This window comes from Lysobacterales bacterium, from assembly GCA_016703225.1.
In the GTDB taxonomy this organism is placed as follows: Bacteria; Pseudomonadota; Gammaproteobacteria; order Xanthomonadales; family Ahniellaceae; genus JADKHK01.
On record JADJCM010000001.1, the window covers coordinates 1354230 to 1377043 of the forward strand.

The window sequence follows — 22814 nt, forward strand, 5'->3', positions numbered from 1 at the left end:
CTCACTTTCGGCACGGTGCCGGCAGACCGCAGCAGGACTACACTGGCCCGGCGCGCGGTGGCGTTTCGTCCCGGGAGCAGACCGATGCGGACTTCAGGGTGGCTGGGTTTGTGGATGTGGGTGGGCTTGGCTGCAGGTGCGGCGGGCGCCCAGGATCGGGTCGGTCCGCGCGAGGCGGTGCCGGTGGCGGAATCGGTGCTGGCGATGCCGGAAGACCTGCGCAAGGCCTTCCATGCCCAGGTGCTGGACCCGCCGCGCCCGCCGCATCGGCGCATGCAACTTCTGGTCGACTTCCTGTTCCAGCCGCAAGGCCTCGGAATGCAATACCGCGACGATGCCACCTACTCGGTGGCCGATGCCTGGCGCACGCGCGAGGCCAACTGCCTGGCCTTCACCCTGCTGACCGTGGCGCTGGCGCGCGAAGCCGGGCTGCACGCCTACGGCCAGGAAATCCGCGACGCCATCACCTGGCGCAAGGACGCGGACATGATCTACCGCGCCAACCATGTCAGCGCCGGCATCCGCATTCTCAGCGAGCGTTATGCCATCGACGTCGCCTGGGACGAGGTGATCGCGAGCGGACGACCGCGTCCGATCGACGACCATCGCCTGATCGCGCACTTCTACAGCAATCGCGCCGTGGAGCTGATGCGTGCCGGGAACCTCGCTGCCGGTCTGGCCCATGCCGACGCCGCGCTCGCGCTGGACCCGGCCAATCCGGCGTTCCTGAGCAACCGTGGCGTGCTGCACCAGCGCGCCGGTGAGGCCGCCGCTGCCGAGCGCGACTATCGCGCCGCGCTCGCACTCAATCCGGACCACGCCAGCGCCTTGTCCAATCTGGCGATGCATCATCGCCGCGCAGGTGATGACGCCGCCGCCACCGTGTTGCTGCAGCGCCTGGCCGCAGTGCAAGCGCGCGATCCGCTGCACCAGTTCCTGCTGGCCGCCGACTACGAACGCCGCGGCGACTGGGCCCAGGCGCTGGCGCACTATCGGAGTGCAGTGCGGCTGTTCGAGCCCGAGCACAGCTTCCACTACGCGTTGGCGCGGGTGAATGTCGTGCTTGGCCACGCCGAGGCGGCGGGGCGTGCGCTGGAGCGTGCGCGCGAACTCAGCAACGGCGCCACGCGTGCGCGCTACCAGGCCAAGCTCGACTACCTGCGCTCGCGTCCGCCGCAGGGCTAGCCGACGCCGTAGATCGAGTCACCCTCGACGCCGGGTTGTGCCGAGTAGCGCTTGTAGGTCCACTGGTACTGCTCCGGCGCAAGCCGCACGCAGGCTTCGATGCCGCGGTGCAGCGCGGTGACGGCGGTCACGCGATCGGTGCTGGCGATCGCCGCATCGGCCGGCAGGAAATGCAGGTCGAAACCGCGTCCACCGGGCAGCCGCCGGGCGAATCCGAACACGACCGGCGCGCCGGTCTTCTCGGCCAGGCGCGACAGCAAGGTCATGCTCTTGCAGGGCAGTCCGAAGAACGGCGCGAACTCGCCCTCGCCACCCTTGGCACGCTGGTCTGGCAGGATGCCGAGCGTCATGCCCTGCTTCAGGCAACGCAGCAGTTCACGCACGCCGGCGGCGTCGGCGCGCACCTGGGTCGCACCGAGCGTGCCCCGCGCCGCGCGCAGCAGCGCTTCCCATTCGGCGTGCTGCGGCACGCGATAGAGCAGCGCCATCGGCCCCTGCGCGCACAGCCACAGGTTGAGCAGTTCCCAGCAGCCGAGGTGCGGTGCGGCGACGATTACGCCGCGCCCCTGCGCCCGCGCCGCGTCGTAGTGGTCGCGACCGTGCACGTCGCGGACCAGAGCCAGTGCGCGCTCGGCCGGGGCACCCCAAACCTTGGCGAGTTCGGTCAGGTTCTTGCCGGTCTCGATGAGCACCGCGCGCACGAACTCGTCGCGTCCGCTCGGACCGAGCGCCGCACCGACCAGCTCGTGGTTGCGCCGCGTGACCCGCCACTCGCGCGTACGCAGCAGAACCGCGAGGCGGCCGGCCAGTGCCCCGGCCGCATGCAGCCAGGACAGCGGTAGCCGCGCGGCGAAGCGCAACAGTGCCGCGGCAGCGCGCACCTTGAACGGGGCTGCAGCTAGAGCGGACGACACCATGGACCCAGGAATTCGGCGATCATCCCGCCATCATCCCCGATCCCGGGCGTCTGCGGAAAGCGAACCGTGATTGCATTGATCCAACGCGTCAGCACGGCCAAGGTCGAAGTCGAGGGCAAACTCGTCGGCGAGATCGGCCGTGGACTGCTCGCGTTCATCGCGGTGGAGCCCGAGGACGGCGAGGCGCAGGTCGAACGCATGCTGATGCGCCTGCTCGGCTACCGCGTGTTCGAGGACGCCGAGGGCAGGATGAACCGCTCGCTGCACGACATCGCCGGCGGGCTGCTGCTGGTCTCGCAGTTCACCCTCGCCGCCGACACCAAAAAAGGCATGCGCCCGAGCTTCACCTCCGCCGCCCCGCCCGAACTCGGACGCCGCTGCTTCGAGCGCCTGGTCGAGCGCGCCCGCGCCGCCCACAGTGTCGTCGAAACCGGCCAGTTCGGCGCCAACATGCAAGTCAGCCTCGTCAACGACGGCCCGGTGACGTTCTGGTTGCAGGCCAGGTAGGCATGGGGTGAGTCCCCACAACACAATCAATGACTTGGGTCGCCTTGACAGGCTGCCTATACTGCCTGTCCTTCTGCCGGAAGCGCGACCCGCGCGTTCCGATCACCTGTCGACCGCACCCGTCGCAAGCCACCGCGACGCGTGCCGTGTCCGCTTTCGGCGCCGAATCCCGTTACCGCAGTACAGCCCTTGGAGTGCCGGATGGCCACTGAATTCGAGAAACGCGACCAGCAGTCCGAAATCAAGCAACTGATCACCAAGGGCAAGGAACAGGGTTACCTGACCTATGCCGAGGTCAACGATCACCTGCCCGACGACATCGTCGATCCCGAGCAGATCGAAGACATCATCGGCATGATCAATGACATGGGCATCCAGGTGCATGAGACCGCGCCCGATGCCGAAGCCCTGCTGCTGCAGGAAACGCCGGCGGCGCAGGACGACGAGACCGCGACCGAGGAAGCGATCCAGGCATTGTCGGCGGTCGAGGAGACCGGGCGCACCACCGACCCGGTGCGCATGTACATGCGCGAGATGGGCACGGTCGAGCTGCTCACCCGCGAGGGCGAGATCGCGATCGCCAAACGCATCGAGGAAGGCCTGGCGCAGGTGCAGAACGCGCTCTCGCAGTTCCCGTGGTCGGTGTCGCTGCTGCTCGAAGAGTACGAGTCGCACCTCGACGGCAAGAAACGCATGAGCGAGTTCCTCACCGGCTTCTATGATCTCGAAGCGGCGGCTGCCGAAGCCGCCGCAGCGTTGACCGAAGCCATGCTCGAGGCTGAAGAGAACGGCAGCGCGCCGACCAAGGATGTCGATGACGATGCCGCCGACGGCGACGCCGAGGATTCCACTCCCGGCGATACCGGGCCGGACCCGGCCGAGGTCAAGCGGCGCATGGAGCTGTTCGGCGATCTGTATGCGAAGTTCAAGGCCTCGCACGCCAAGGTCGGTGCCGAGGACAAGAAGACGCTCAAGATGCGCAAATCGATCCAGGAAGAGTTCCTGAAGCTCAAGCTGCCCTCGATCATGATCGACGGCATGGTCAAGAAGTTGCGCGAGGTGGTGAACACCGTGCGCAGCCACGAGCGCGCGATCATGGACCTCGCCACCCGCGTCGGAAAGATGCCGCGCAAGGAGTTCCTGAAGGCATTCCCGGGCAAGGAAACCAATCTGCGTTGGGTCGAGAACGAAGCGCGCAAGGGCACCAAGTGGGCGAATGCACTCAAGGGCTGCAAGGCGCAGATCCAGGAGCAGCAGGAACGCCTGATGGGCCACGAGGCGACGCTGTACCTGTTGCTGCCCGAGATCAAGGACATCAACCGGCACATGTCGATCGGCGAAGCGAAAGCGCGACGCGCCAAGAAGGAAATGGTCGAGGCCAACCTGCGTCTGGTGATCTCGATCGCGAAGAAGTACACCAACCGCGGCCTGCAGTTCCTGGACCTGATCCAGGAAGGCAATATCGGCCTGATGAAAGCGGTGGACAAGTTCGAATACCGCCGCGGCTACAAGTTCTCCACTTATGCCACGTGGTGGATCCGCCAGGCGATCACGCGTTCGATCGCCGACCAGGCGCGCACCATCCGCATTCCGGTGCACATGATCGAGACGATCAACAAGCTCAACCGCATCAGCCGCCAGATGCTGCAGGAAATGGGTCGCGAGCCCACCCCGGACGAACTTGCGCTGAAGATGGAGATGCCCGAGGACAAGATCCGCAAGGTGCTCAAGATCGCCAAGGAGCCGATCTCGATGGAAACGCCGATCGGCGACGACGAGGACAGCCACCTCGGCGACTTCATCGAGGACACCTCGGTCGAATCGCCGCTCGATTCCGCGACCACCACCGGCCTGCAGGAGACCGTGCATGAAGTGCTCGGCGGCTTGACCCCGCGCGAAGCGAAAGTGCTGCGCATGCGCTTTGGCATCGACATGAACACCGACCACACCCTGGAAGAGGTCGGCAAGCAGTTCGACGTCACCCGCGAACGCATCCGCCAGATCGAAGCCAAGGCCCTGCGCAAGCTGCGCCACCCGAGCCGCTCGGAACAGCTGCGTTCCTTCCTCGATCTGGATTGATGGGACCGCAGTCCCCCATGTCGCGATCGCGCCCCGCTCTGTAGGGGCAACCCCCCGTGGTTGCCCGCGGCGTTACCGAAACCCGACCTGGGGCGGCCACAGGGGGCCGCCCCTACGGGTTCGGCGAAGCCGGGCCCAGACGGTCACGACCGCGGTCATAATGCCGCGATGTCCGCTGCGCTTTTGAACTTGATTCGCCTGCTGCGACCCCACCAGTGGGCCAAGAACCTGCTGGTCTTCGTCGCGGTGCTGACCGCGCACCGTTTCGGTGACGCTGGCGCGTGGCGCGCCGCATCGCTGCTGTTTGCGGCGTTCTGCTGCGCGGCTTCGGCGATCTACGTGATCAATGACGCGCTCGATGTCGCCGACGACCGTCGCCATCCGGACAAGGCGAAGCGACCATTCGCGAGCGGCGCCTTGCCGCTGGCACTGGCCTGGGTGCTGGCGCCGCTGCTGCTCGCGGGCGCCGCCGTATTGGCGCTGCCGCTACCGCGTGCGGCCGGCGTTGTGCTCGGCAGCTATGTCGGCTTGTCGATCGCCTACAGCGCGCTGCTCAAGCGCCTGCTCTGGCTCGACGTGCTGGTGCTGGCGGCGTTGTACGTGTTGCGCGTGATCGCCGGTGCATTTGCGATCGCGGTGCCGATGAGTCCGTGGCTGCTCGGTTTCGCGCTGTTCCTGTTCATCAGCCTGGCGACGCTGAAGCGCTATGGCGAATTGGCGATGAGCACGACGGACGTGCTCGATGGCCGTGCCTATCGTGCGACCGACGCGCCGGTAGTGCTGGCGATTGGTGCCGCCGCGGCCCTGACCGCGGCCCTGGTGCTGGCGCTGTATGTGCAGAGTGTTGATGTGGTCGCACTCTATGCGCATCCGTTGCGGCTGTGGCTGGCGCTGCCGGTCCTGCTGTACTGGCTGGCGCGGCTGTGGACGCTGGCCGGGCGCGGTGAACTGCGCGCCGATCCGATCCTGTTCGCGCTGCGCGACGCGGTCAGCCATGCCGGTGCGCTCGCCCTGCTGCTGGTGTTCTGGAGCGCGCTGTGACGCCGGCGCGGTGGCTGGCGGTGCTGCTCCCGGCGCTGGCACTGGGCTTGGCGTGGCCGGCCCTGAACGGGCAGTTCCTGAGCGATGACATCGGCATCATGCACTGGCTGTTGCGCTGGGACGCCGCCGGCGCGCTGTGGTCCTCGGTCTTCGCAAAGTTTGCGGCCGGGCTCGATGTGCCGAACCACTACTACCGGCCGCTGGCCCTGCTCACCTATGCGCTCGACCAGCGCCTGTTCGGTTGGTCACCACTCGGCTGGCACCTGACCGGGTTCGCGATCCATCTTGGCAATGCCGTGCTGGTCGGTGCCATCGCGCGCGCGCTCGGCGGCGATGGCCTGCGCAGCGTCACCGCCGCCGGTCTGTTCCTGCTGTTCCCGCTAGCGCCGGAGGTCAGCATCTGGTTTGCCGGGCGTTACGACGTGCTCGCGCTCAGCGGCATGCTGATCGCCGTGTACGGGCACCTGCGCGCGACCGGTTTCGATCGCTGGCGTGCGCTCAGCCTGTTCGGTTTCGTGCTCGGGCTTACTGCCAAGGAAGCCGCGATGCCGACTCCGGGCCTGCTCGTGCTGGCGAGCTTGCTGCGCTCGGCGCCGGGGGAGCTGTTGCTGGCGCGACTGCTGCGCTGCGCGCGCGAAACCTGGCCGGTGATCGCGTTGTTCTTCGCGTATCTCGGGCTGCGCGTGGTCTTGTTCGGATCGGCGCTCGAGGTGTATCCGGGCAGCGATCCTGGCGCCGCGATCAGCGTGGCGGAAATCGCGCGGCGCTTGCTCGCGCTGACGGTGATTCCGCGCGCGGTGTTCGCCGACGCATTGCTGGCGGGAGCGCTGGCACTCGCGGCGATGTTGCTCGCCACGCTGCTGGCGTTGCGCGAGGCCTGGCACGCACGCAACGTCGCTGCGCAGTGGCTGCTGCCGGCAGCGTGGCTGGCGCTGTCGCTGCTGTCGCTGGTGCCGCACCTGAGCGGTGTGCTCGAGCATGGCGAAGGCGGCCGCTTTTACTACGCCAGCGGCGCCTGGCTGGCACTGCTGATGGCCGGCGCGGTCTCGCCGTTGCGCAGGCGCGCCGCGACGGTTGCCGCGCTGCTGATGCTGGCCGCATTCGCGGTTGCGCAACAGCATGCACTGGCGCAATGGGCGCGCGCCGGCGACGCGATGGCGAAGCTGCTGCCGCAACTATCCGTAGCCGCCGCCAGCCTCGGTGACGACGAGTTCGCCCTCGTCGTCGTGCCCGACCACATCGGCCCGGTGCCGTTCGCGCGCAACGCCCAGGGCGGCATCGTGATGCCGCCGCAACAGACCGCGAACCTATTGCCGCGACTGGTGCCGCTGCTGCCGGAAGCGATTGCCACCTGGCCACAACGCATCGCCGACGGCGACGTCGCACGCATCAAGCAGCGCGACATCGCCCCGCGCCTGGATGCGGTGTTCTGTTTCGACCCAGCGCATCTGCGCCTGCATCGCGCCGAGCAGGCCGCAGACTGGCGCGAGCCGGAGGCGTTCCTGCGCGATGTCCGCCACTTCACCCGCTCCGCCTGCGCGCTATGAGCGCAGCAATGTCCGCGGCCGGACTACAATCGCGATTCTTCGCGGGCCTATAGCTCAATGGTCAGAGCAGGGGACTCATAATCCCTTGGTTCCAGGTTCGAGTCCTGGTGGGGCGAACCGGGACATGGCGCGGCATCGCCGCGCCCCGGTGAGCGCCCGGACAGAAGTCCGGGCTGGCGCCCGCTCCAGGGACGGCTGCTCGCCGGACTACAATCGCGATTCTTCGCGGGCCTATAGCTCAATGGTCAGAGCAGGGGACTCATAATCCCTTGGTTCCAGGTTCGAGTCCTGGTGGGGCGAACCGGGACATGGCGCGGCATCGCCGCGCCCCGGTGAGCGCCCGGACAGGAAGTCCGGGCTGGCGCCCGCTCCAGGACGGCTGCTCGCCGGACTACAATCGCGATTCTTCGCGGGCCTATAGCTCAATGGTCAGAGCAGGGGACTCATAATCCCTTGGTTCCAGGTTCGAGTCCTGGTGGGGCGAACCGGGACATGGCGCGGCATCGCCGCGCCCCGGTGAGCGCCCGGACAGGAAGTCCGGGCTGGCGCCCGCTCCAGGGACGGCTGCTCGCCGGACTACAATCGCGATTCTTCGCGGGCCTATAGCTCAATGGTCAGAGCAGGGGACTCATAATCCCTTGGTTCCAGGTTCGAGTCCTGGTGGGCCCACCAACCTTCGGTGACCACATGCCGGCAGGCGCTCCGATTCTCCCGACGTCATCGCGTCGCTTCCTACGCTGGCGCGTAGCGACCCTGATTGCGGTGAATGTCGCGATCGTCGTGCATCTGCTGCATGGCTGGTGGGCGGGGGAAACCTTCGGGCGCGTGGTGTTCGCCGACGCCAAGGCCACGCTCGAGTCGGGCGTGATCAATCCCGGGTTCCTGCTGTTCGCGCTGGCGCTGTTGCTCACCGCGTTGTTCGGGCGCTTCTTCTGCGGCTGGGCCTGCCATATGGCGGCGTTGCAGGATCTGTGCGCATGGTCGCTGCAGCGCATCGGCATCCGGCCGCGACTGTTCCGTTCGCGCTTGCTCGGCTACGTGCCGCTGCTATTGGCGCTGTACCTGTTCGTGTGGCCGAGCGTGGAGCGCAGCATCGTGGTGCCGCTGCTGGCGCGGGTCTGGCCGTCGGCGCTGGCCTGGTTTGATCCGCCGCCGCCAATCAGCGGCTGGTCGCTGCAATGGACCAGCAACAATCTGTGGGCCGGCATGCCCGAGCTCTGGGTGGCGGTTCCGTTCCTGCTGGTCTGCGGTTTCGCCACCGTGTACTTCCTCGGTGCGCGCGGCCTGTGCCGCTACGGCTGTCCGTATGGCGGCTTCCTGCGCCCGGTCGAGCAGCTGGCGCCGCTGCGCATCGTGGTCGACCCGGATCGCTGCGACCACTGCGCGCTGTGCAGCGCCGCCTGCAGCCTGCAGATCCGCGTGCATGAGCAGACGCGCGCGCACGGCGCGGTGCTTGACGCCGACTGCATGCGCACGCTCGATTGCATCGACGCTTGCCCGCACCAAGCGCTGTCCCTGCGCGTGGCGACGCCGCCGTTGTGGCGCGAGGCGCAGCCGGCAGCGACCTATGACCTGCGACTGCGCGACGAGTGGCTGATCGCGCTCGTGGCCCTGCTGACCCTGCTCGCCACCCGCGGTCTGTACGCGCGCATCCCGTTGCTGCTTGCGGCGACGCTGGCGGTGATCGCCGGATTCCTGACCTGGCAGGCGCAGCAACTGGCGCGGCAGCCGGAGTGGCGCTTCCGGCGACTGGTGCTGCGACGGGGCGGGCGGCTGAGCGGGGTGGGCCGCGGCGGCGTCGGTGCGCTGCTGCTGCTCGGGTTGTTGCTCGCGCAGTCGGCCGCGCTGCGCGTGATCCTTTGGCGCGCGGCGCAGATCGATGCGCAGGTGACCGTGGGATTCGAAGCGCTGGCCGCGGGTGTCGATCCCGAGCAACGTGCGCTGGCCGCTGCCGCCACGCGCTGGTATCGGCTGGCGCAACCGCTCGGCGAGGGTGGCCTGGCGCTCGCGACCACGCCCGAGGTGCCGTTGCGCCTGGCCTGGCTGGAACTGGTGCAGGGCAATTGCGCCGCGGCGCGCGCACACCTCGATGCCGAGCAGGCGCGTGTGCCCGCAGATGCCGCTGTGGCGGCGGCGCGTCAGCAGGCGGCGGCGCTTTGTTCGCTCAGCCCTCGAAGCCGTCCATGAACATCGCCCCAGGGACCAGCGTGGAGACGCTGTAGCTGGCAGGCGTTCCGGCTTCCTGCACGCCAAGCTCGATGGAGCCGCTCGCGGGTGCGAACGGTGCCACGAAGCTGAAGCGCATCAGCGTGCCCCAGTCGAGCGTGCCATTGAGGTCGGAGGCTGTGAACGTGACCGTGCCGCCGCTGGGCGCGATGTTCCAGGCTGGGATCAGGCCGGCGCCATCGACCGCTTCGATCGAGGCCAGCGCGCCGGCATTCGGGACGGGGATCGTCACCCGGTCGAAGCCGTGGTTGCGCAGCACGCGCAGGTTCGGCTCGCTGCCCTGGGTGACGGCGCGTGCGTAGTCGAGATTCATCACGGCGTAGTCGTAGCGGTACAGCCCGCCGCCGAGCGGGATCACGCGCGTCACCAGGCGCACGTTGCCTTCGTCGGTCTCGAGCGTGGTCGGCAGCGACGCGCCGCCGCCCGGCACCGGTAGCGCGGCCCAACTGTCGATCGCCGGTCCTTCGATCTGGGCACCCGAGAAGCTGAAGCTGCTCCAGTTGCTGCCGCCCCAGGCGGTGCTGCCACGCACATGACGGAAGTTGTCGTTCGGGTGGTCCTCGTCGCGGATCAGGTACCAGGCCTCGAAGTAGTACTGCGCGCCCGGGTTCGCTGCCGGCGCCAGATCGGACTCGCGCACCATCATGCGGTGCGCCGGCGCGTTGAGGCCGTGGTCGATGGCGACACCGCTGCAGGCGGGATCCCAGAGCGAACCACAGCGACCCCAGATGGCGTCCTTGGGAATGATCTCGGAGCGCGGGCCGAGGCGGCGGGTCTCGTCGTTGTTGCTGGCGCCGTAGGTGTCGGAGCAGCCGACCAGACCGACCGTATTCGGAGCCGCCCACAGCACATGGCCGCCGGAGCAGCCGCAACTGACATTGGTCGAATACCAGGCGTGCTTGACGCCGGCGCGACCGATTTGGTCGATGCTGCCATCGGCGTCGACGCGGTACAGGCTCCAGGTCAGCAACGGATGCTGGCGGTTGTTGTAGGGCGCGAGCGGCGCCGAGTAGCCGGCATTGATCCAGTCATTCCAGGGCACGTCAGCGCTGCCGATGTTCTGCAGGCTGGCGCTGGGCGCGAAGTACACGCGCGCGCTGCTGGAATTGCCGTTGCAGCCGCCGATGCAGCCCCACATGGTGGCGCTGGAGCTGAGCGTGGTCAGCTTCACGTCAGTGGTGGTGCCCGGCGCGCCCGGCCACACCGGGTTGCTGCAGGCCAACACCGACTTCGGCGCGCCGAACAGAAAGGTCTCGCCCGCGGGGACGTCGGAAGTGCCGAGCAAGCTGGCGGCGGTCACCCCGGTGCCGACCGTCAGTGCCAGAACCCTGAGGGGTCGGGGAAGGATGCGCATGCCGGCTCTCCGCGAGCGCGCGACCGGTGCCTGTCACCAATCGTCGCGAATCGCCAAGGCTCGACCGCCTCCGCGTTCACCGCCTTGACCTGGATCAAGTCGCCTTCACGCGGTCGGAGCGTGCTTGCGCAGGATGCGCTGCAGCGTGCGTCGGTGCATGCCGAGCGCACGCGCGGTGGCGGCGACGTTGCCGCCCTGTTCCTGCAGCACGCGCTGAATGTGTTCCCAGGCGACCCGGTTCCACGCCAGCGGGCGCTCGGGCGACGCCGCTTCCGCGCTGGCATCGGCATCGACCAGCCCAAGCGCGCGCAACACCTGCGCGGCGTCGGCCGGCTTGGCCAGGTAGTCGTGGGCGCCGCGCTTGATCGCGGCCACCGCGGTGGCGATGCTGGCGTAGCCGGTGAGCAGCAGCACCCGCGCCTGCGGCCAGCGTGCCAGCAGTTCGGGCAAGGCCAGCAGCCCATCGTCGGCGCCAAGCTTGAGGTCGAGCACGATGTGCGTCGGCCTGAATTCCGCGCCGCTGGCGAGCGCGCCGGCCAGGCTGTTCGCGGCGAGCGCGATAGGGCCGCGCCGCTGCAACGAGCGTGCGAGCACGTCGGCAAACACCGCGTCGTCGTCGATCACCAGGATGCGCGCGGTGCTCGCGTTCATGCGCGCGGTTCCGGCCAGGCCAGCGTCGCCTGCACCCGGCTGCCGCCGCGGTCGTCGATCTCGAGCGCGCCGCCGTGGCGCTCGCAAATCAGTGCCGCGAGCGTCAGCCCAAGCCCGAGGCCATCGCGCTTGCCGCTGTGGAAGGCGCGCGGCGCCGTTGCGAAGCCGCTGCCGCCGTCCTCGACCTCGATGCACAAGTGCGCAGATTCGGCACGCAGCGCCAAGCGGATGTCGCGTCGCGCATTTGCCTGCGCCGCGTCCGCGGCATTGTTCAGCAGATTCACCAGCAGCAGTTCGAAGCCGCGGTCGAAGCGCGGCGTGCGCGCGGCCGCGCCGGCGTCGACTGCGACCTCCAGCTCGAATGCCGGCCGCAGCAGACGCCAGCGGCCGATGGCGGTCTCGACACGTTGCGCCAGCACGGCCGCATCGGTGTCCGCTTCCGGCTGCGCTTCGGCCACCAGCTGCCGCACCGCATCGCGACAGGCATCGAGTTGCCGTGCGATCAGGTCGAGGTCGGCCCGCGCGGTCGCGCTGGCATCTTCGCGCAGGTCGGCGAGCAGCACCGCCATCGTCGCCAGCGGCGTATTCAGCGCATGCGCCGCGCCGGCACCGAGGGTGGCGACCGCGAGCACGCCTTCGTCGCGCAGGCTGCGTTCGCGCGCGGCCGCCAGTTCCACACGCTGCGCGGCCATGGTCGTGGCCACGCGCACGCCGACCCAGCCGACCGCTCCGGCGCTGACCAGGAAATTGATCCACATGCCGAACAGGTGCAGGTCGAACTCGCCATGCACATGCGGCAGCGGCGCATGCCCGAACCACAACGCGCTGTAGGCGAACACCGCCAGCAGCGCGGTCGCGACCACCGCGCGCGCCGAGCGCCAGGCTGCGGCCAGCGCGATCGGCACCAGATACAGCGACACGAACGGATTGGCCGGACCGCCCGCCCAGTACAGCTGCCAGCTGAGCACGCCGATATCGAGCGCCAGCGTCGGCGTCAGCGGCGCGACGCGTCCGCTGCGTGCAGCGATCTGGATGGCGGCGTTGACCAGCGCCAGCAGCGCCACGCCCGCCAGCAGCGGCCGCCACGGCAACATGATGTGCAGCCAGTAGTCGACGCCGGCGAACACCACCAGCTGCGCGAGCACGGCGACCCAGCGCAATCGCACCAGCGCCGCCGCCTGCGTCGCCGCGTCGCGCGCGTCGGCGGCACGCGCCAGCGGCGAAGCCGGGCTGCTCATGCGTCCGCGGCGGGCGCAGCGGCCAGCGCCGCGAACCAGCCGGCGACGCGACGTTCGCCCTCGTCACCGTCGCGCACGTGGCAGAACTCGTTGGCGCGCGAGCAGTAGCGGTAGTCGCGGCCCCATTCGCGATGCGCGCGCGCGACCGCGGCGACTGCATACACGATGCGCCGTGCCTCGTCGTCGGTCATGGTCGGATGGATCGACACGCGCACCCAGCCCGGCTTGTGGCTGAGATCGCCGGTGTTGATCTGGCAGGTGATCGAATGCGAGTACTCGTGGCTGACCTGCAACAGGTAGTGACCATAGGTGCCGGCACAGGAACAGCCGCCGCGGCTCTGGATGCCGAAGCGGTCGTTGAGCAGCCGCACCGCCAGGTTGTAGTGCAGGCCCTCGATGTAGAACGAGAGCACGCCGAGCCGGTGCGGCTGGTTGTCGGCGAGCAGGTGCAGGCCCGGAATCGCGCGCAGGCCCGGCCACAGGATCGCGAGCAGTTCTGCCTCGCGCGCGAGCATGTTGCGTGTGCCCATCGCTTCCTTGAGCTCGATGCACAGCGCGGCGCGGATCGCCTGCAGGAAACCCGGCGTGCCGCCGTCCTCGCGTGCCTCGATGTCGTCGACGTACTTGTGTTCGCCCCAGGGGTTGGTCCAGTCGACGGTGCCGCCACCGGGGTTGTCGGGAATGCGGTTGTGATAGAGCTTGTGGTCGAACACCAGCACGCCCGGCGTGCCCGGGCCGCCGAGGAACTTGTGCGGCGAGAAGAAGATCGCGTCGAGTTGCGCATCGGGCCGGCCCGGCGGGTGCATGTCGATGTCGATGTACGGTGCACTGCAGGCGAAGTCGACGAAGCACAAGCCGCCGGCGCGATGCATGCGCTCGGCGATGTCGTGGTACGGCGTGAACAGGCCGGTGACGTTCGAGCACGAGGTCACGCTCGCGATCTTGAGCGGCCGCTCGCGGTGTTCCACGAGCAGGCGATCGAGTGCGTCGAGGTCGACCAGGCCATTCGCGTCGGCGTCGATCACGCGCACGTCGCACAGCGTCTCCAGCCACGAGGTCTGGTTCGAGTGGTGCTCCATGTGCGAGACGAACACCACCGGGCGCTCGTGCTCCGGCTTGCGCGCGAGTTCATGGAAGCGCTCGTGCACACGCAGCCCGAGAATGCGCTGGAACTTGTTGACCACGCCAGTCATGCCGGTGCCGTAGCAGATCAGCGCGTGGTTCGGCCCAGCATTGACGTGTTGCTTGATGCGCTTCAGGGCGTGGTGGTACGCCCGCGTCATGGTCGCGCCGGTCTCGCTGGTCTCGGTATGGGTATTGCCGACGAAGGGCAGGATCTGGTTGCGCATCACGTCTTCGAGCGGGCCGTACATGCGCCCGCTCGCGGTCCAGTCGGCATACAGGATGCGCTGGCGCCCGAGCGGAGAATCGAACTCCTGGTCGATGCCGACGATGTTGCGGCGGAACGGCGCGAACCAGTCCTGCAGGCGGGACGAAGGCGCGATGGATTCAAGAGCAGACATGCAGGCAGACTCCGGGGGCGCCGCCATTATCCCCCATCTCCCGCCCGTCCCCACCAAACGAGAGCCCCCATGCGCAGCACCCTGCTCCTGATCTTCATCCTTGCTGCCGGCATCGGCTTGTACCGGATTGGCACCGATCCCTATCGCACCGCGCTGCCGTTCGAAGTCGAGGACCTGTCGCCGATTGCGCCGCAGCTGGCGAAGCTGCCGCCGGAGGATCGTCAGCTGGTCACCGACTACCTCAAGCGCAGCAATGGCGACGTGTTGCCGGCGCAGTTCGCCGATCCGGACAATCCGCTGACCGCGCGCACCTTTGCCGAGGCGATCGCGCTGGAGAAGACGCACCGCGAGAAGATGAAAGTCGAACGCGCGCGCCTCGCCGCCTGGCGCGCCGAGCGCGAGTCGCAGTTTCGGCCGTTGCGCGACATCGTCTCGGCACGCATCGTGAATCGCGAAGAACTTCCCGCCGACCAGGTCTATGGCAGCCAGGACGCCGGCTTCGCCAAGTCCGCCAGCGGCGGCGGCGAGCGGGGACTGGTCACCGTGCTCACCTACCGCTTCATGAACCGCGGCAACCGCACCATCACCACCCTGCGCGGCAACCTCGAAGTCGCCGGCAGCGGTTTGATGCCGGCCGCATCCTGCTGGATCGACGACCAGGAACGCCTCCCCGCACTCGAACACCGCGACCTGCGCTGCCGCACGCCGGCCGACGCGCCCGCCGCCGACCGCGAGCTGGTGCAGCGGCCGCTGAACCAGATTCCGCTCGACTGGTATCCGAAGGAAATCCGCTTCGACGATGGTCGGGTGATGAAGGGGCCGGAGTGATCCCGAGGCCGCGGCGGCCATGCGCCCGCGGCAATGGCTTCGGGCGAGATCGGCTTGCGTCTATCGGCCAAACTCCGCGGCGATCTCCGGCGACATCAGTCGCTTCGCGATCCAGCCGAACAGAACGCAGAAACCGAGGCCGAAGATGGCGCTGAACACGGCCATCGTGATGAAGAAAGCGCCCATGTCCGGGGCGCCGGGCGCCGCGGCAAACTGCTGGCGCATGTGCCCCATCATGCTGAATTGCGCGTGCAAGCCGACCAGTTGCGACGCGATGCTGCCGATCATCAAGACGATGATCGCTACGCGCGCCCAGTTCTTTCGAAGCAGCAGTCCAATCGATGCGATCAGCGTGATGACCGCGACACCGAGCATCAACGCAAAAAACACGGCGAAGTTGCTCATCATCCACTGGAACAGCCATGGCATGTCCGGCGGCATGGAGGTGCTCGCTCGATCGAAACCCGCGCCGCCAAAGACCGTGTGCAGCATGATGTTCTGGAGGATCGACACCATCGTGCCCATGCCCGAAAACGCGACCAGGGTCCAGCCCAGGGCGGTGATGAATCCTGATTTCACTGGTGAGTTCATCGCGGGTCCCTCCCATTCCAGCGCGAGCGTAGCGAGGAACCGAGTGCGACGCCGGCCGACGCGCCCGCCGCCGACCGCGAGCTGGTGCAGCGGCCGCTCAACCAGATCCCGCTCGACCGGTACCCGAAGGAAATCCGCTTCGACGATGGTCAGGTGATGAAGGGGCCGCGGTAGCGGGAGGTTGACGGCGGCGGGTGTCGTCGGCATCATTGACGCAAATGCGACGCGTTCGCATTACGATCTCCGACTCTTCCAGGACCTCCCCCATGCGCCCCACCACCTCTCGGCGTTACGTGACGACGCCCCCGTTCCGAATGATTTCCCTGCTGATCGCCATGAGCCTGCCCTTGGCGGCCTGGGCGGAGCCGGCGCCCCGCGCAGCCCCAACCGAGCTGGACGAGGTGACCGTCACCGCGACGCTGAACCAGCGCGACCTGCGCACGGCCCCGGCCTCGGTGACCGTGGTCGACCGCGCCGAGCTCGATCGGCGTGCGCCACCGACCCTGCTGGAGGCGATTCGCGGCCTGCCCGGCGTCACCCTGAGCCCGCGCCAGGTCGGCGGCCGCAAGACCTTCTCGCTGCGCGGCCTGGAGGGCAAGCATGTGCTGGTGCTGGTCGATGGCCGGCGCATCTCCGCCTCCGACGACGTCGCTGGTCATTCCGACTACCAGTATGGCTGGCTGCCGATGGAAGCGGTCGAACGCATCGAGGTCGTGCGTGGTCCGATGTCCACCCTTTACGGCTCCGAGGCACTGGGTGGCGTCATCAACGTCATCACCCGCCGCGGCCAGGGCGACTGGCATGGCGAACTGCAACTGCGCGGGCTCGCACTGCTCGGCGACGAGGGTGGCGATGGACATCGCAGCACCTTCGTCACACGCGGCGGTCTCGGTGAGCGTGTCGGTTTGGCGGTCGAGGGCGAGCACTCGCGGATCGACGCGGTGCCGTTGCGAGAAGACGCGCGTTACGCCGAGCAGGAAGGCAGCGATGCGCGCTCGCTCGGCGTCAGCGCACGCATCGACTTGACCGAGCGTCAGCGCCTGGAGTTCGGAGCGCGCAGCGGCGATGAGGAACGCTGGTACGGAGATGTCACCCGCGCCGGTCTCGCCTACGACAATCACTACGAACTAGCCCGCGACACCGTGCATCTCGACTGGTTCGCCGGCGTCGGCGTGGCCGATCTGGTGCTGCGTGGTTACCGCAGCGAACTCGACATTACCAATTGGCGCACCGAAAACGTCGAGCCGACCAGGCCGCAGCGACTGGTCGACCGCGTTCTCGACGGTCACGCCAGCGCCGGCTTCGGCGCGCATCGAGTCACCGCCGGATTCGAGCTGCGCGAGGAGTATTTGGCCAACTCCGGTCTCGCCGGTGGCAGCGACGACGCCACCCATCGTGCCCTGTTCGTGCAGGACGAATGGCAAATCGCAGAGCGCCTCGGCTTCACCGGCGGCCTGCGCATCGACGAGCACGAGTTCTTCGGCAGCCAGCCGAGCCCGCGCGCCTACCTCGTGTACGAGGCCAGCGACACCTGGGTGCTTAAGGGTGGCTGGGGTCGCGCGTTCAAGGCGCCGACGCTGAAACAGATTTCGCCCGACTATGTCGGCGCCGAAGGCCCGCACAGCTTCCTCGGCAATGCCGCGATCCAGCCCGAGACCGCCGACGCTTTCGAGTTGGCGGCGGATTTCCTGTCCGGGCCATGGACGCTGCGCGCTTCGCTGTTCGACACGCAGGTCGATGACCTGATCACCTATCGCCTGATCGAGCAGCAGGGGCCGCGTCGCATCTACCAATACGACAACGTCGACGCCGCGCGCCTGCGTGGTGCCGAAATCGGAGGCGAGTACGCGCTGAGCGAATCCCTGCAGTTCGGCCTGGACCTGAGCCTGCTCGATAGCGAAGACCGCGCCACCGGTGCCGAACTCGAGTACCGCCCGGAACACGCCGTCAACGCTCGCATCGACTGGGCGCCGAGCGAAGCCTGGAGCCTGCGGTTCGGCGGCGAGCGAACCGGTAAGCAGACCGGGGCGGGCGTGCTCTTGCCTGGCTACACGCTGTGGAACGCGGCCGTCACCCGCCGCTTCGGCGAACACCTGCGCCTGCGCCTTGGGCTCGACAACCTGACCGACGTTCGCCTCGATGGCCGATCCGTCGACTACGGTTACGCCGAACGCGGCCGCGGCGTGTCGCTGTCGGTCGGCGTCGGCTTCTGACGATGCGATGGCTCCAGCAATCCCTGCTGACGCTGCTGTTCGCGGCGCTGGCGATGCCGGCGCTGGCCGAGCGCGTGTTGATCGTCGCCACGCCGAACGTGCCGGCGGGCAAGTTCCGCGCACTGGCCGAAATCGGCCAGCATCACGGCATCACGGTCGAACACCGGTACCTGCAGACCATTCCGGCACAGACCGATGGCAGCCTGTGGACCGGCTACGACGCCGTGTTCATCGACAGCTACTTGCAAGACGAGGTGCGCGCCACGCTCGTGCGCGCACTGCCGGACCTGCATGTGCCGAACGCCTGGCTGTATGACCAGAAGCCCGCGTGGTCGGGCTTCCCGGAGGTGTTGGCGAAGCGCTTGATCGCGCACTACAGCAACGGCGGCGAGCGCAATTTCGATGCCTTCTTCGCGCGCCTCGCGGCGCACCTGCGTGGCACCGACGCGGGAAATGTCGTTGACCCCGTGCTGTTCCCCAAGACCGCGATCTACCACCCGGACGCCCCCGGCCAGGTGTTCGCGGACGCGACCGACTATTTCCGCTGGAAAGGCATGGATGCCGCTGCGCGCGCACGCAGTCCGGTCATCGCCATCGCCTTCCACCAGCAGTACCTGGCCTCGATGCAGACCGGCCTGGTCGATGCCTTCGTGCGCGCCATCGAGCAGCGCGGCGGCATCGCGCTGGCGTTCTACGCGCCGGCGATGCGCGGCGAGGGCTATGCGTCTTTGCTGATGCCGGAAGGCGAGGCGCTGTGCGATGTGCTGGTCAACACCCAGATCGTGCTCGATGGCGAGGCGCGCCGTGCGGACTTCGCGAAGCTCGGGCGCCCAGTGCTGCAGGGGTTGTCGTATCGCGCCGGAAGCGCCGAGGACTGGCGCGCCGACCCGACCGGCGTGCCGCTCAACGACGTGCCGTTCTATCTGGCGCAACCCGAATACGCCGGTGCCATCGACGCCCAGGTGATCGCCGCGACGCGCCCCGAGGACGATGCCGTACTGCCGATCCCGGGCCAGTTCGAGGCGGTGCTCGACAAGGCCCTCCGCATCGCCCATCTGCGCCGCACGCCGACCGCGGAACAGCGACTGGCGCTGATGTTCTGGAACTACCCGCCGGGCGAGAAGAACCTGTCGGCCTCGTTCCTCGATGTGCCGGAATCGTTGCAGGCGACGACCACGGCGCTGCGCTCGGCCGGCTATCGCATCGACGGCGTGCCGGCCGACGAGACGGCGTTGGTTGCGCGCCTGCAGCGCCTGCTTGCGCCCTACTACCGTGAGGTCGATCTGGCCGCGCTGGTCGCTGCCGGCGATGCCGCAACCCTGCCTGTCGCCGAGTACCGGCGCTGGTACGAACAGTTGCCGGACGCGGTACGCGCACCGATCGAGGCGCGCTGGGGCGAACCCGAACAGAGCCTGCTGATGCTCGACCGCGAGGGCGAGGCGGGCTTCGTGATCCCGCGTGCCGAGTTCGGCGCGCTGGTCGTGCTGCCCCAGCCACCGCGCGGCGAACGCTGGGAAGAGGCCGAGAAGGCGCTGTACCACAGCACCAGCGCGGTGCCCTCGCACCACTACCTCGCGACCTACCTGTGGCTGCGGCAATCGCATCGCAGCGATGCGCTGATCCACTTCGGTACCCACGGCAGCCAGGAATGGCTGCCCGGCAAGGAACGCGGGCTGTCGGTGCGCGACGCGCCCATGCTCGCGCTCGGCGACCTGCCAGTGGTCTATCCCTACATCGCCGACAACATCGGCGAAGCGCTGCAGGCACGCCGGCGCGGCCGCGCCTTGATCGTCAGCCACCAGACGCCGCCGTTCCGCCCGGCGGGGCTGCACACTGTGCTGGTCGATCTGCACAACCAGTTGCACCAGTGGCTGAACCAGGACGAAGGCGCGGTGCGCACGCAGATCGCGCGTCAGTTGCTCGACGGCGCCGAGGGCGAACACGTCATCGCCGACCTCGGCTGGACCCGCGCCCGCGCCGACGCCGAGTTCCCGGCCTTCATCGACGTGCTGCACAACCACCTGCACGAACTCGCGCAGACCGCGCAACCGCTCGGCCTGCACGCCCTCGGCCGCGCGCCGGCGGACGAGCATCGGCTGGCGACGGTGCTGCTGATGCTCGGCAAACCGTTCTGGGAGGCCGCTTCCGCACATGCGGGCGTGGCCGTGGACCAGCGCGACGAGACCCTGGCCGGCGACTACGCAGCCCTGCGCGCCAGCGTTCCCTATCGGCTGCTCGAGCGGCACTTGCTGCAGGGCGCCAACGATGCGGTGTTGCCCGCCGAGTTGCGCAGCGGCATCGAGCGCGCACGCCAGGCCTTTGCCGTGATCGACGCCAGCCACGAGTTGCCGGCTTTGCTCGCCGGACTGCGCGGCGAGCATCTGCCGACCTCCTACGGCGGCGATCCGATCCGCAACCCCGACGCCTATCCAACCGGACGCAACCTGTACGGATTCGATCCCTCGCGGGTGCCAACACAAGCGGCCTGGGCGGCGTCGGAACAGGCCGCCACCGATCTGCTCGATGCCCATCGCCGCGACCATGGCCGCGCCCCGACCAAGCTCACCTTCTCGCTCTGGTCGGTCGAAACCATGCGCCACCAGGGCCTGCTCGAAGCCCAGGCGCTGCGCCTGCTCGGCGTTGAACCGCAATGGGATGCGGGCGGCCGCGTTACCGGCGTGCACCTGATCCCGCGCGAACAACTCGGTCGACCGCGTGTGGATGTGGTGCTCTCGGCCACCGGCCTGTATCGCGACCACTTCCCAAACCTGATGCAGCATCTGGTTCGGGCCGTCGAGCTCGCGGCCGCGGCCGACGAACCCGACAACGCCGTACATGCGAACAGCGAAGCGATCAGGCAGCGTCTGGTGGCGCGCGGCCTGGATCCCGTCGCCGCGCTCAAGGCCGGACGTACTCGCCTGTTCTCATCCGCCTCGGGCGAATACGGCACCGGCCTCGACGACGCCACGCTCGCCAGCGACAGCTGGCAGGGTAAGGCCGAGGGCGACGCCAAACTGGCCGAGCTGTACCTGTCGAAGATGCAGTACGGCTATGGCCCGGACAGCGCCGACTGGGGCCGTGCCGACCTCGCCGGCGCCGACGTCAACCTGTATGCCGAGCAATTGCGCGGTACCGAAGGCGCGGTGCTGTCGCGCAGCTCCAACTTGTACGGCATGCTCACCACCGATGATCCGTTCCAGTATCTGGGTGGCATCGCGTTGGCGGTGCGCCATCTCGATGGCCAGGCACCGAACCTGATGATCAGCAACCTGCGCGGCGGCGGCAGCGGTCGCGCCGAGAGTGCCGCCGGTTTCCTCGCCAAGGAACTGGCCACGCGCAACTTCCATCCCGGCTACATCCAGGGACTGATGGCCGAAGGCTACGCCGGCACCCTGGAAGTGACCGACGCCATGAACAACTTCTGGGGCTGGACTGCGGTGTCACGCGAGATCGTGCGCGACGACCAGTGGCAGCAGTTCGCCGACGTGTACGTGCGCGACAAGCACGCGCTTGGACTGCGCGACTGGTTCGAGCGCGAGAACCCGCAAGCGCTGGCGCAAGTCATCGAGCGCATGCTGGAAGCATCGCGCCAGGACTACTGGCAGGCCGATGCCGCGACGCTGGACGAATTGAAGCAACGCTACGCCGACCTGATGCAGCGCTTCGATCTGCAGACCACGAACGCCGCACTCGCCGAGTACGTCGGTTACGGCTTGCAGGCCGCCGTGGCACCGGCACGACCCGAGGCACCGGCCACGCCGGTCGAAGGCCAGCGTCTCGAACGCGTCGAAAGCGCGGTCGCGGCTGGCGCGCCGTCGTGGTGGTCGGTGCTGGCCTGGGCCAGCTTGCTGGCGCTGATCGCCATCGGATCAATCCAGCAAGGCCGTACCCGCACCCCACGAGCACCGCGCGGTCCACAACGCATCCATCCATCCGGCGAACGCGCCCGGCATTGGGCGGATCGCCGCCTGCGCCGGCTGCGCGCCACCCCCGCATCCCCATCCCAAGGAGTTCCTCATGGCTAGTGGCCTCGAAGGGGCGATGTACGACCTCGCCCAACTGTTCCTGATCCCGGTGCTGTTCGCGATCGCCGGTCTGTTCGGCTACGCCTTCGTGGCGCTGGGTGCCTTCCTCTGGCAATGGCGCCAACGTCGTCGCGGCGACGCCGTCGGCTACGAACTGGTTCTGCTGCGTCGACACTCGCCTGAGCTGTCGCTGGACGCACTGGAATCCGTCGCCGTGCAACGCCTGGAGGTGGCGCGCATCGCAACGCGTATCGCGCCCCTGCTGGGTCTGGTCGCGACCATGATCCCGATGGGCCCGGCGCTGAAGGGTCTGGCAGATGGCAACCTCGCCGACATGTCGCGCGGACTGATGGTCGCGTTCTCGGCGGTGATTCTGGCGCTGATCGCCTCGGCGCTGACCTTCTGGATCGTCAGCGTGCGCCGCCGCTGGTACGCCCAGGACCTGGCCATGCTTGAGGGGCCGTCGGCCACCGCGGCTGTGGTCCACGACGTGCACGCCGCCGAGGTCCCGGCATGAGTTCGCGCCTGCGCCTGCTCGATGACGCCGAGGACGATCCGATCCTCTCCGTCGTCAACCTGATCGACGTGTTCCTGGTGCTGGTCGCCGCGCTCCTGCTGGCGATGGCGCAGAGCCCGCTCAGTCCGTTCTCGGCCGAGCGCTTCACCCTGGTGCGCAACCCGGGCGAGGCGAACATGGAGGTGATCGTCAAGGACGGCGAGAAGATCGAGCGCTACCGAGCCGAAGGCCAGATCGGCAGCGGCGAGGGGCGCAAGGCGGGAGTCGCCTACCGAATGGCGGACGGGTCGATGGTGTACGTGCCCGATGCGGGTGGCGACGCACCGACTGCGGCCTCGCCACCGCGATCCTGAGGAAATGGCGTGCGACTCG

At 68.3% G+C, this 22814-nt stretch carries 17 protein-coding genes and 4 tRNA genes; 15 read left to right on the top strand and 6 right to left on the bottom strand.

The features are described from left to right. Nucleotides 1-84: 84 nt before the first annotated feature. A complete protein-coding gene (locus IPG63_05840; protein MBK6726773.1) occupies nt 85-1185 on the top strand; it encodes a tetratricopeptide repeat protein in 1101 nt (366 codons plus the stop codon). Here the strand turns inward: IPG63_05840 and IPG63_05845 are convergent. Then, a complete protein-coding gene (locus IPG63_05845) occupies nt 1182-2102 on the bottom strand; it encodes a lipid A biosynthesis acyltransferase (protein ID MBK6726774.1) in 921 nt (306 codons plus the stop codon). The two genes, IPG63_05840 and IPG63_05845, sit on opposite strands and share 4 nt — an antisense overlap. A 66-nt stretch (nt 2103-2168) precedes the next feature. On the opposite strand from IPG63_05845, the gene IPG63_05850 reads away from it, so the two are divergent. The 9 genes from IPG63_05850 to IPG63_05890 all read left to right on the top strand — a co-directional run bounded on the left by IPG63_05850 (nt 2169) and on the right by IPG63_05890 (nt 9463). Then, a complete protein-coding gene (locus IPG63_05850) occupies nt 2169-2609 on the top strand; it encodes a D-tyrosyl-tRNA(Tyr) deacylase (GenBank protein MBK6726775.1) in 441 nt (146 codons plus the stop codon). A gap of 201 nt (nt 2610-2810) precedes the next feature. Beyond that, the gene (gene rpoD / locus IPG63_05855; GenBank protein MBK6726776.1) at nt 2811-4688 is read left to right on the top strand and encodes an RNA polymerase sigma factor RpoD; all 1878 of its coding nucleotides are present in this window, start codon (nt 2811-2813) and stop codon (nt 4686-4688) included. Nucleotides 4689-4856: 168 nt separating this feature from the next. Then, a complete protein-coding gene (locus tag IPG63_05860; protein ID MBK6726777.1) occupies nt 4857-5729 on the top strand; it encodes a UbiA family prenyltransferase in 873 nt (290 codons plus the stop codon). After that, complete coding sequence (locus IPG63_05865) at nt 5726-7276, top strand: hypothetical protein (GenBank protein ID MBK6726778.1); 1551 nt, start codon at nt 5726-5728, stop codon at nt 7274-7276. Before IPG63_05860 ends, IPG63_05865 begins: the two co-directional genes overlap by 4 nt. A 43-nt stretch (nt 7277-7319) precedes the next feature. Further along, nucleotides 7320-7392, top strand: a tRNA-Ile gene (locus IPG63_05870). 111 nt (nt 7393-7503) lie between these two features. Further along, nucleotides 7504-7576 (top strand) — tRNA-Ile (locus IPG63_05875). Nucleotides 7577-7687: 111 nt separating this feature from the next. Then, nucleotides 7688-7760, top strand: a tRNA-Ile gene (locus IPG63_05880). Between the two features lie 112 nt (nt 7761-7872). Continuing rightward, nucleotides 7873-7948, top strand: a tRNA-Ile gene (locus tag IPG63_05885). Then, nucleotides 7937-9463, top strand: a complete 1527-nt coding sequence (locus IPG63_05890; GenBank protein MBK6726779.1) for a 4Fe-4S binding protein — start codon at nt 7937-7939, stop codon at nt 9461-9463. Before IPG63_05885 ends, IPG63_05890 begins: the two co-directional genes overlap by 12 nt. Here the strand turns inward: IPG63_05890 and IPG63_05895 are convergent. The 4 genes from IPG63_05895 to IPG63_05910 all read right to left on the bottom strand — a co-directional run bounded on the left by IPG63_05895 (nt 9441) and on the right by IPG63_05910 (nt 14268). Then, nucleotides 9441-10856: a hypothetical protein gene (locus IPG63_05895; protein MBK6726780.1), complete on the bottom strand. Its 1416-nt coding sequence runs from the start codon at nt 10854-10856 to the stop codon at nt 9441-9443. The two genes, IPG63_05890 and IPG63_05895, sit on opposite strands and share 23 nt — an antisense overlap. A gap of 105 nt (nt 10857-10961) precedes the next feature. Continuing rightward, a complete protein-coding gene (locus tag IPG63_05900) occupies nt 10962-11507 on the bottom strand; it encodes a response regulator (GenBank protein ID MBK6726781.1) in 546 nt (181 codons plus the stop codon). Beyond that, nucleotides 11504-12745, bottom strand: a complete 1242-nt coding sequence (locus tag IPG63_05905; GenBank protein ID MBK6726782.1) for a HAMP domain-containing histidine kinase — start codon at nt 12743-12745, stop codon at nt 11504-11506. Before IPG63_05905 ends, IPG63_05900 begins: the two co-directional genes overlap by 4 nt. Then, entirely contained in the window at nt 12742-14268 is a 1527-nt protein-coding gene (locus IPG63_05910) for an aminotransferase class V-fold PLP-dependent enzyme (protein MBK6726783.1), read from the bottom strand. Before IPG63_05910 ends, IPG63_05905 begins: the two co-directional genes overlap by 4 nt. A 69-nt stretch (nt 14269-14337) precedes the next feature. On the opposite strand from IPG63_05910, the gene IPG63_05915 reads away from it, so the two are divergent. Then, complete coding sequence (locus IPG63_05915; GenBank protein ID MBK6726784.1) at nt 14338-15096, top strand: hypothetical protein; 759 nt, start codon at nt 14338-14340, stop codon at nt 15094-15096. Nucleotides 15097-15156: 60 nt separating this feature from the next. On the opposite strand, the gene IPG63_05920 is transcribed toward IPG63_05915, so the two are convergent. Next, complete coding sequence (locus IPG63_05920; GenBank protein ID MBK6726785.1) at nt 15157-15894, bottom strand: DUF2127 domain-containing protein; 738 nt, start codon at nt 15892-15894, stop codon at nt 15157-15159. Nucleotides 15895-16001: 107 nt separating this feature from the next. Here IPG63_05920 and IPG63_05925 point away from each other — a divergent pair, with 107 nt between their 5' ends. The 4 genes from IPG63_05925 to IPG63_05940 are packed head-to-tail and all read left to right on the top strand — an operon-like array spanning nt 16002 to nt 22795. Next, a complete protein-coding gene (locus tag IPG63_05925) occupies nt 16002-17900 on the top strand; it encodes a TonB-dependent receptor (protein ID MBK6726786.1) in 1899 nt (632 codons plus the stop codon). A gap of 2 nt (nt 17901-17902) precedes the next feature. After that, on the top strand, nt 17903-21925 hold the full coding sequence (cobN, locus tag IPG63_05930) for a cobaltochelatase subunit CobN (GenBank protein ID MBK6726787.1): 4023 nt from the start codon (nt 17903-17905) through the stop codon (nt 21923-21925). Continuing rightward, entirely contained in the window at nt 21918-22442 is a 525-nt protein-coding gene (locus IPG63_05935) for a MotA/TolQ/ExbB proton channel family protein (GenBank protein MBK6726788.1), read from the top strand. The genes cobN and IPG63_05935 overlap by 8 nt, the downstream gene beginning before the upstream one ends. Then, on the top strand, nt 22439-22795 hold the full coding sequence (locus IPG63_05940) for a DUF2149 domain-containing protein (GenBank protein MBK6726789.1): 357 nt from the start codon (nt 22439-22441) through the stop codon (nt 22793-22795). The genes IPG63_05935 and IPG63_05940 overlap by 4 nt, the downstream gene beginning before the upstream one ends. Nucleotides 22796-22814: the final 19 nt, after the last annotated feature.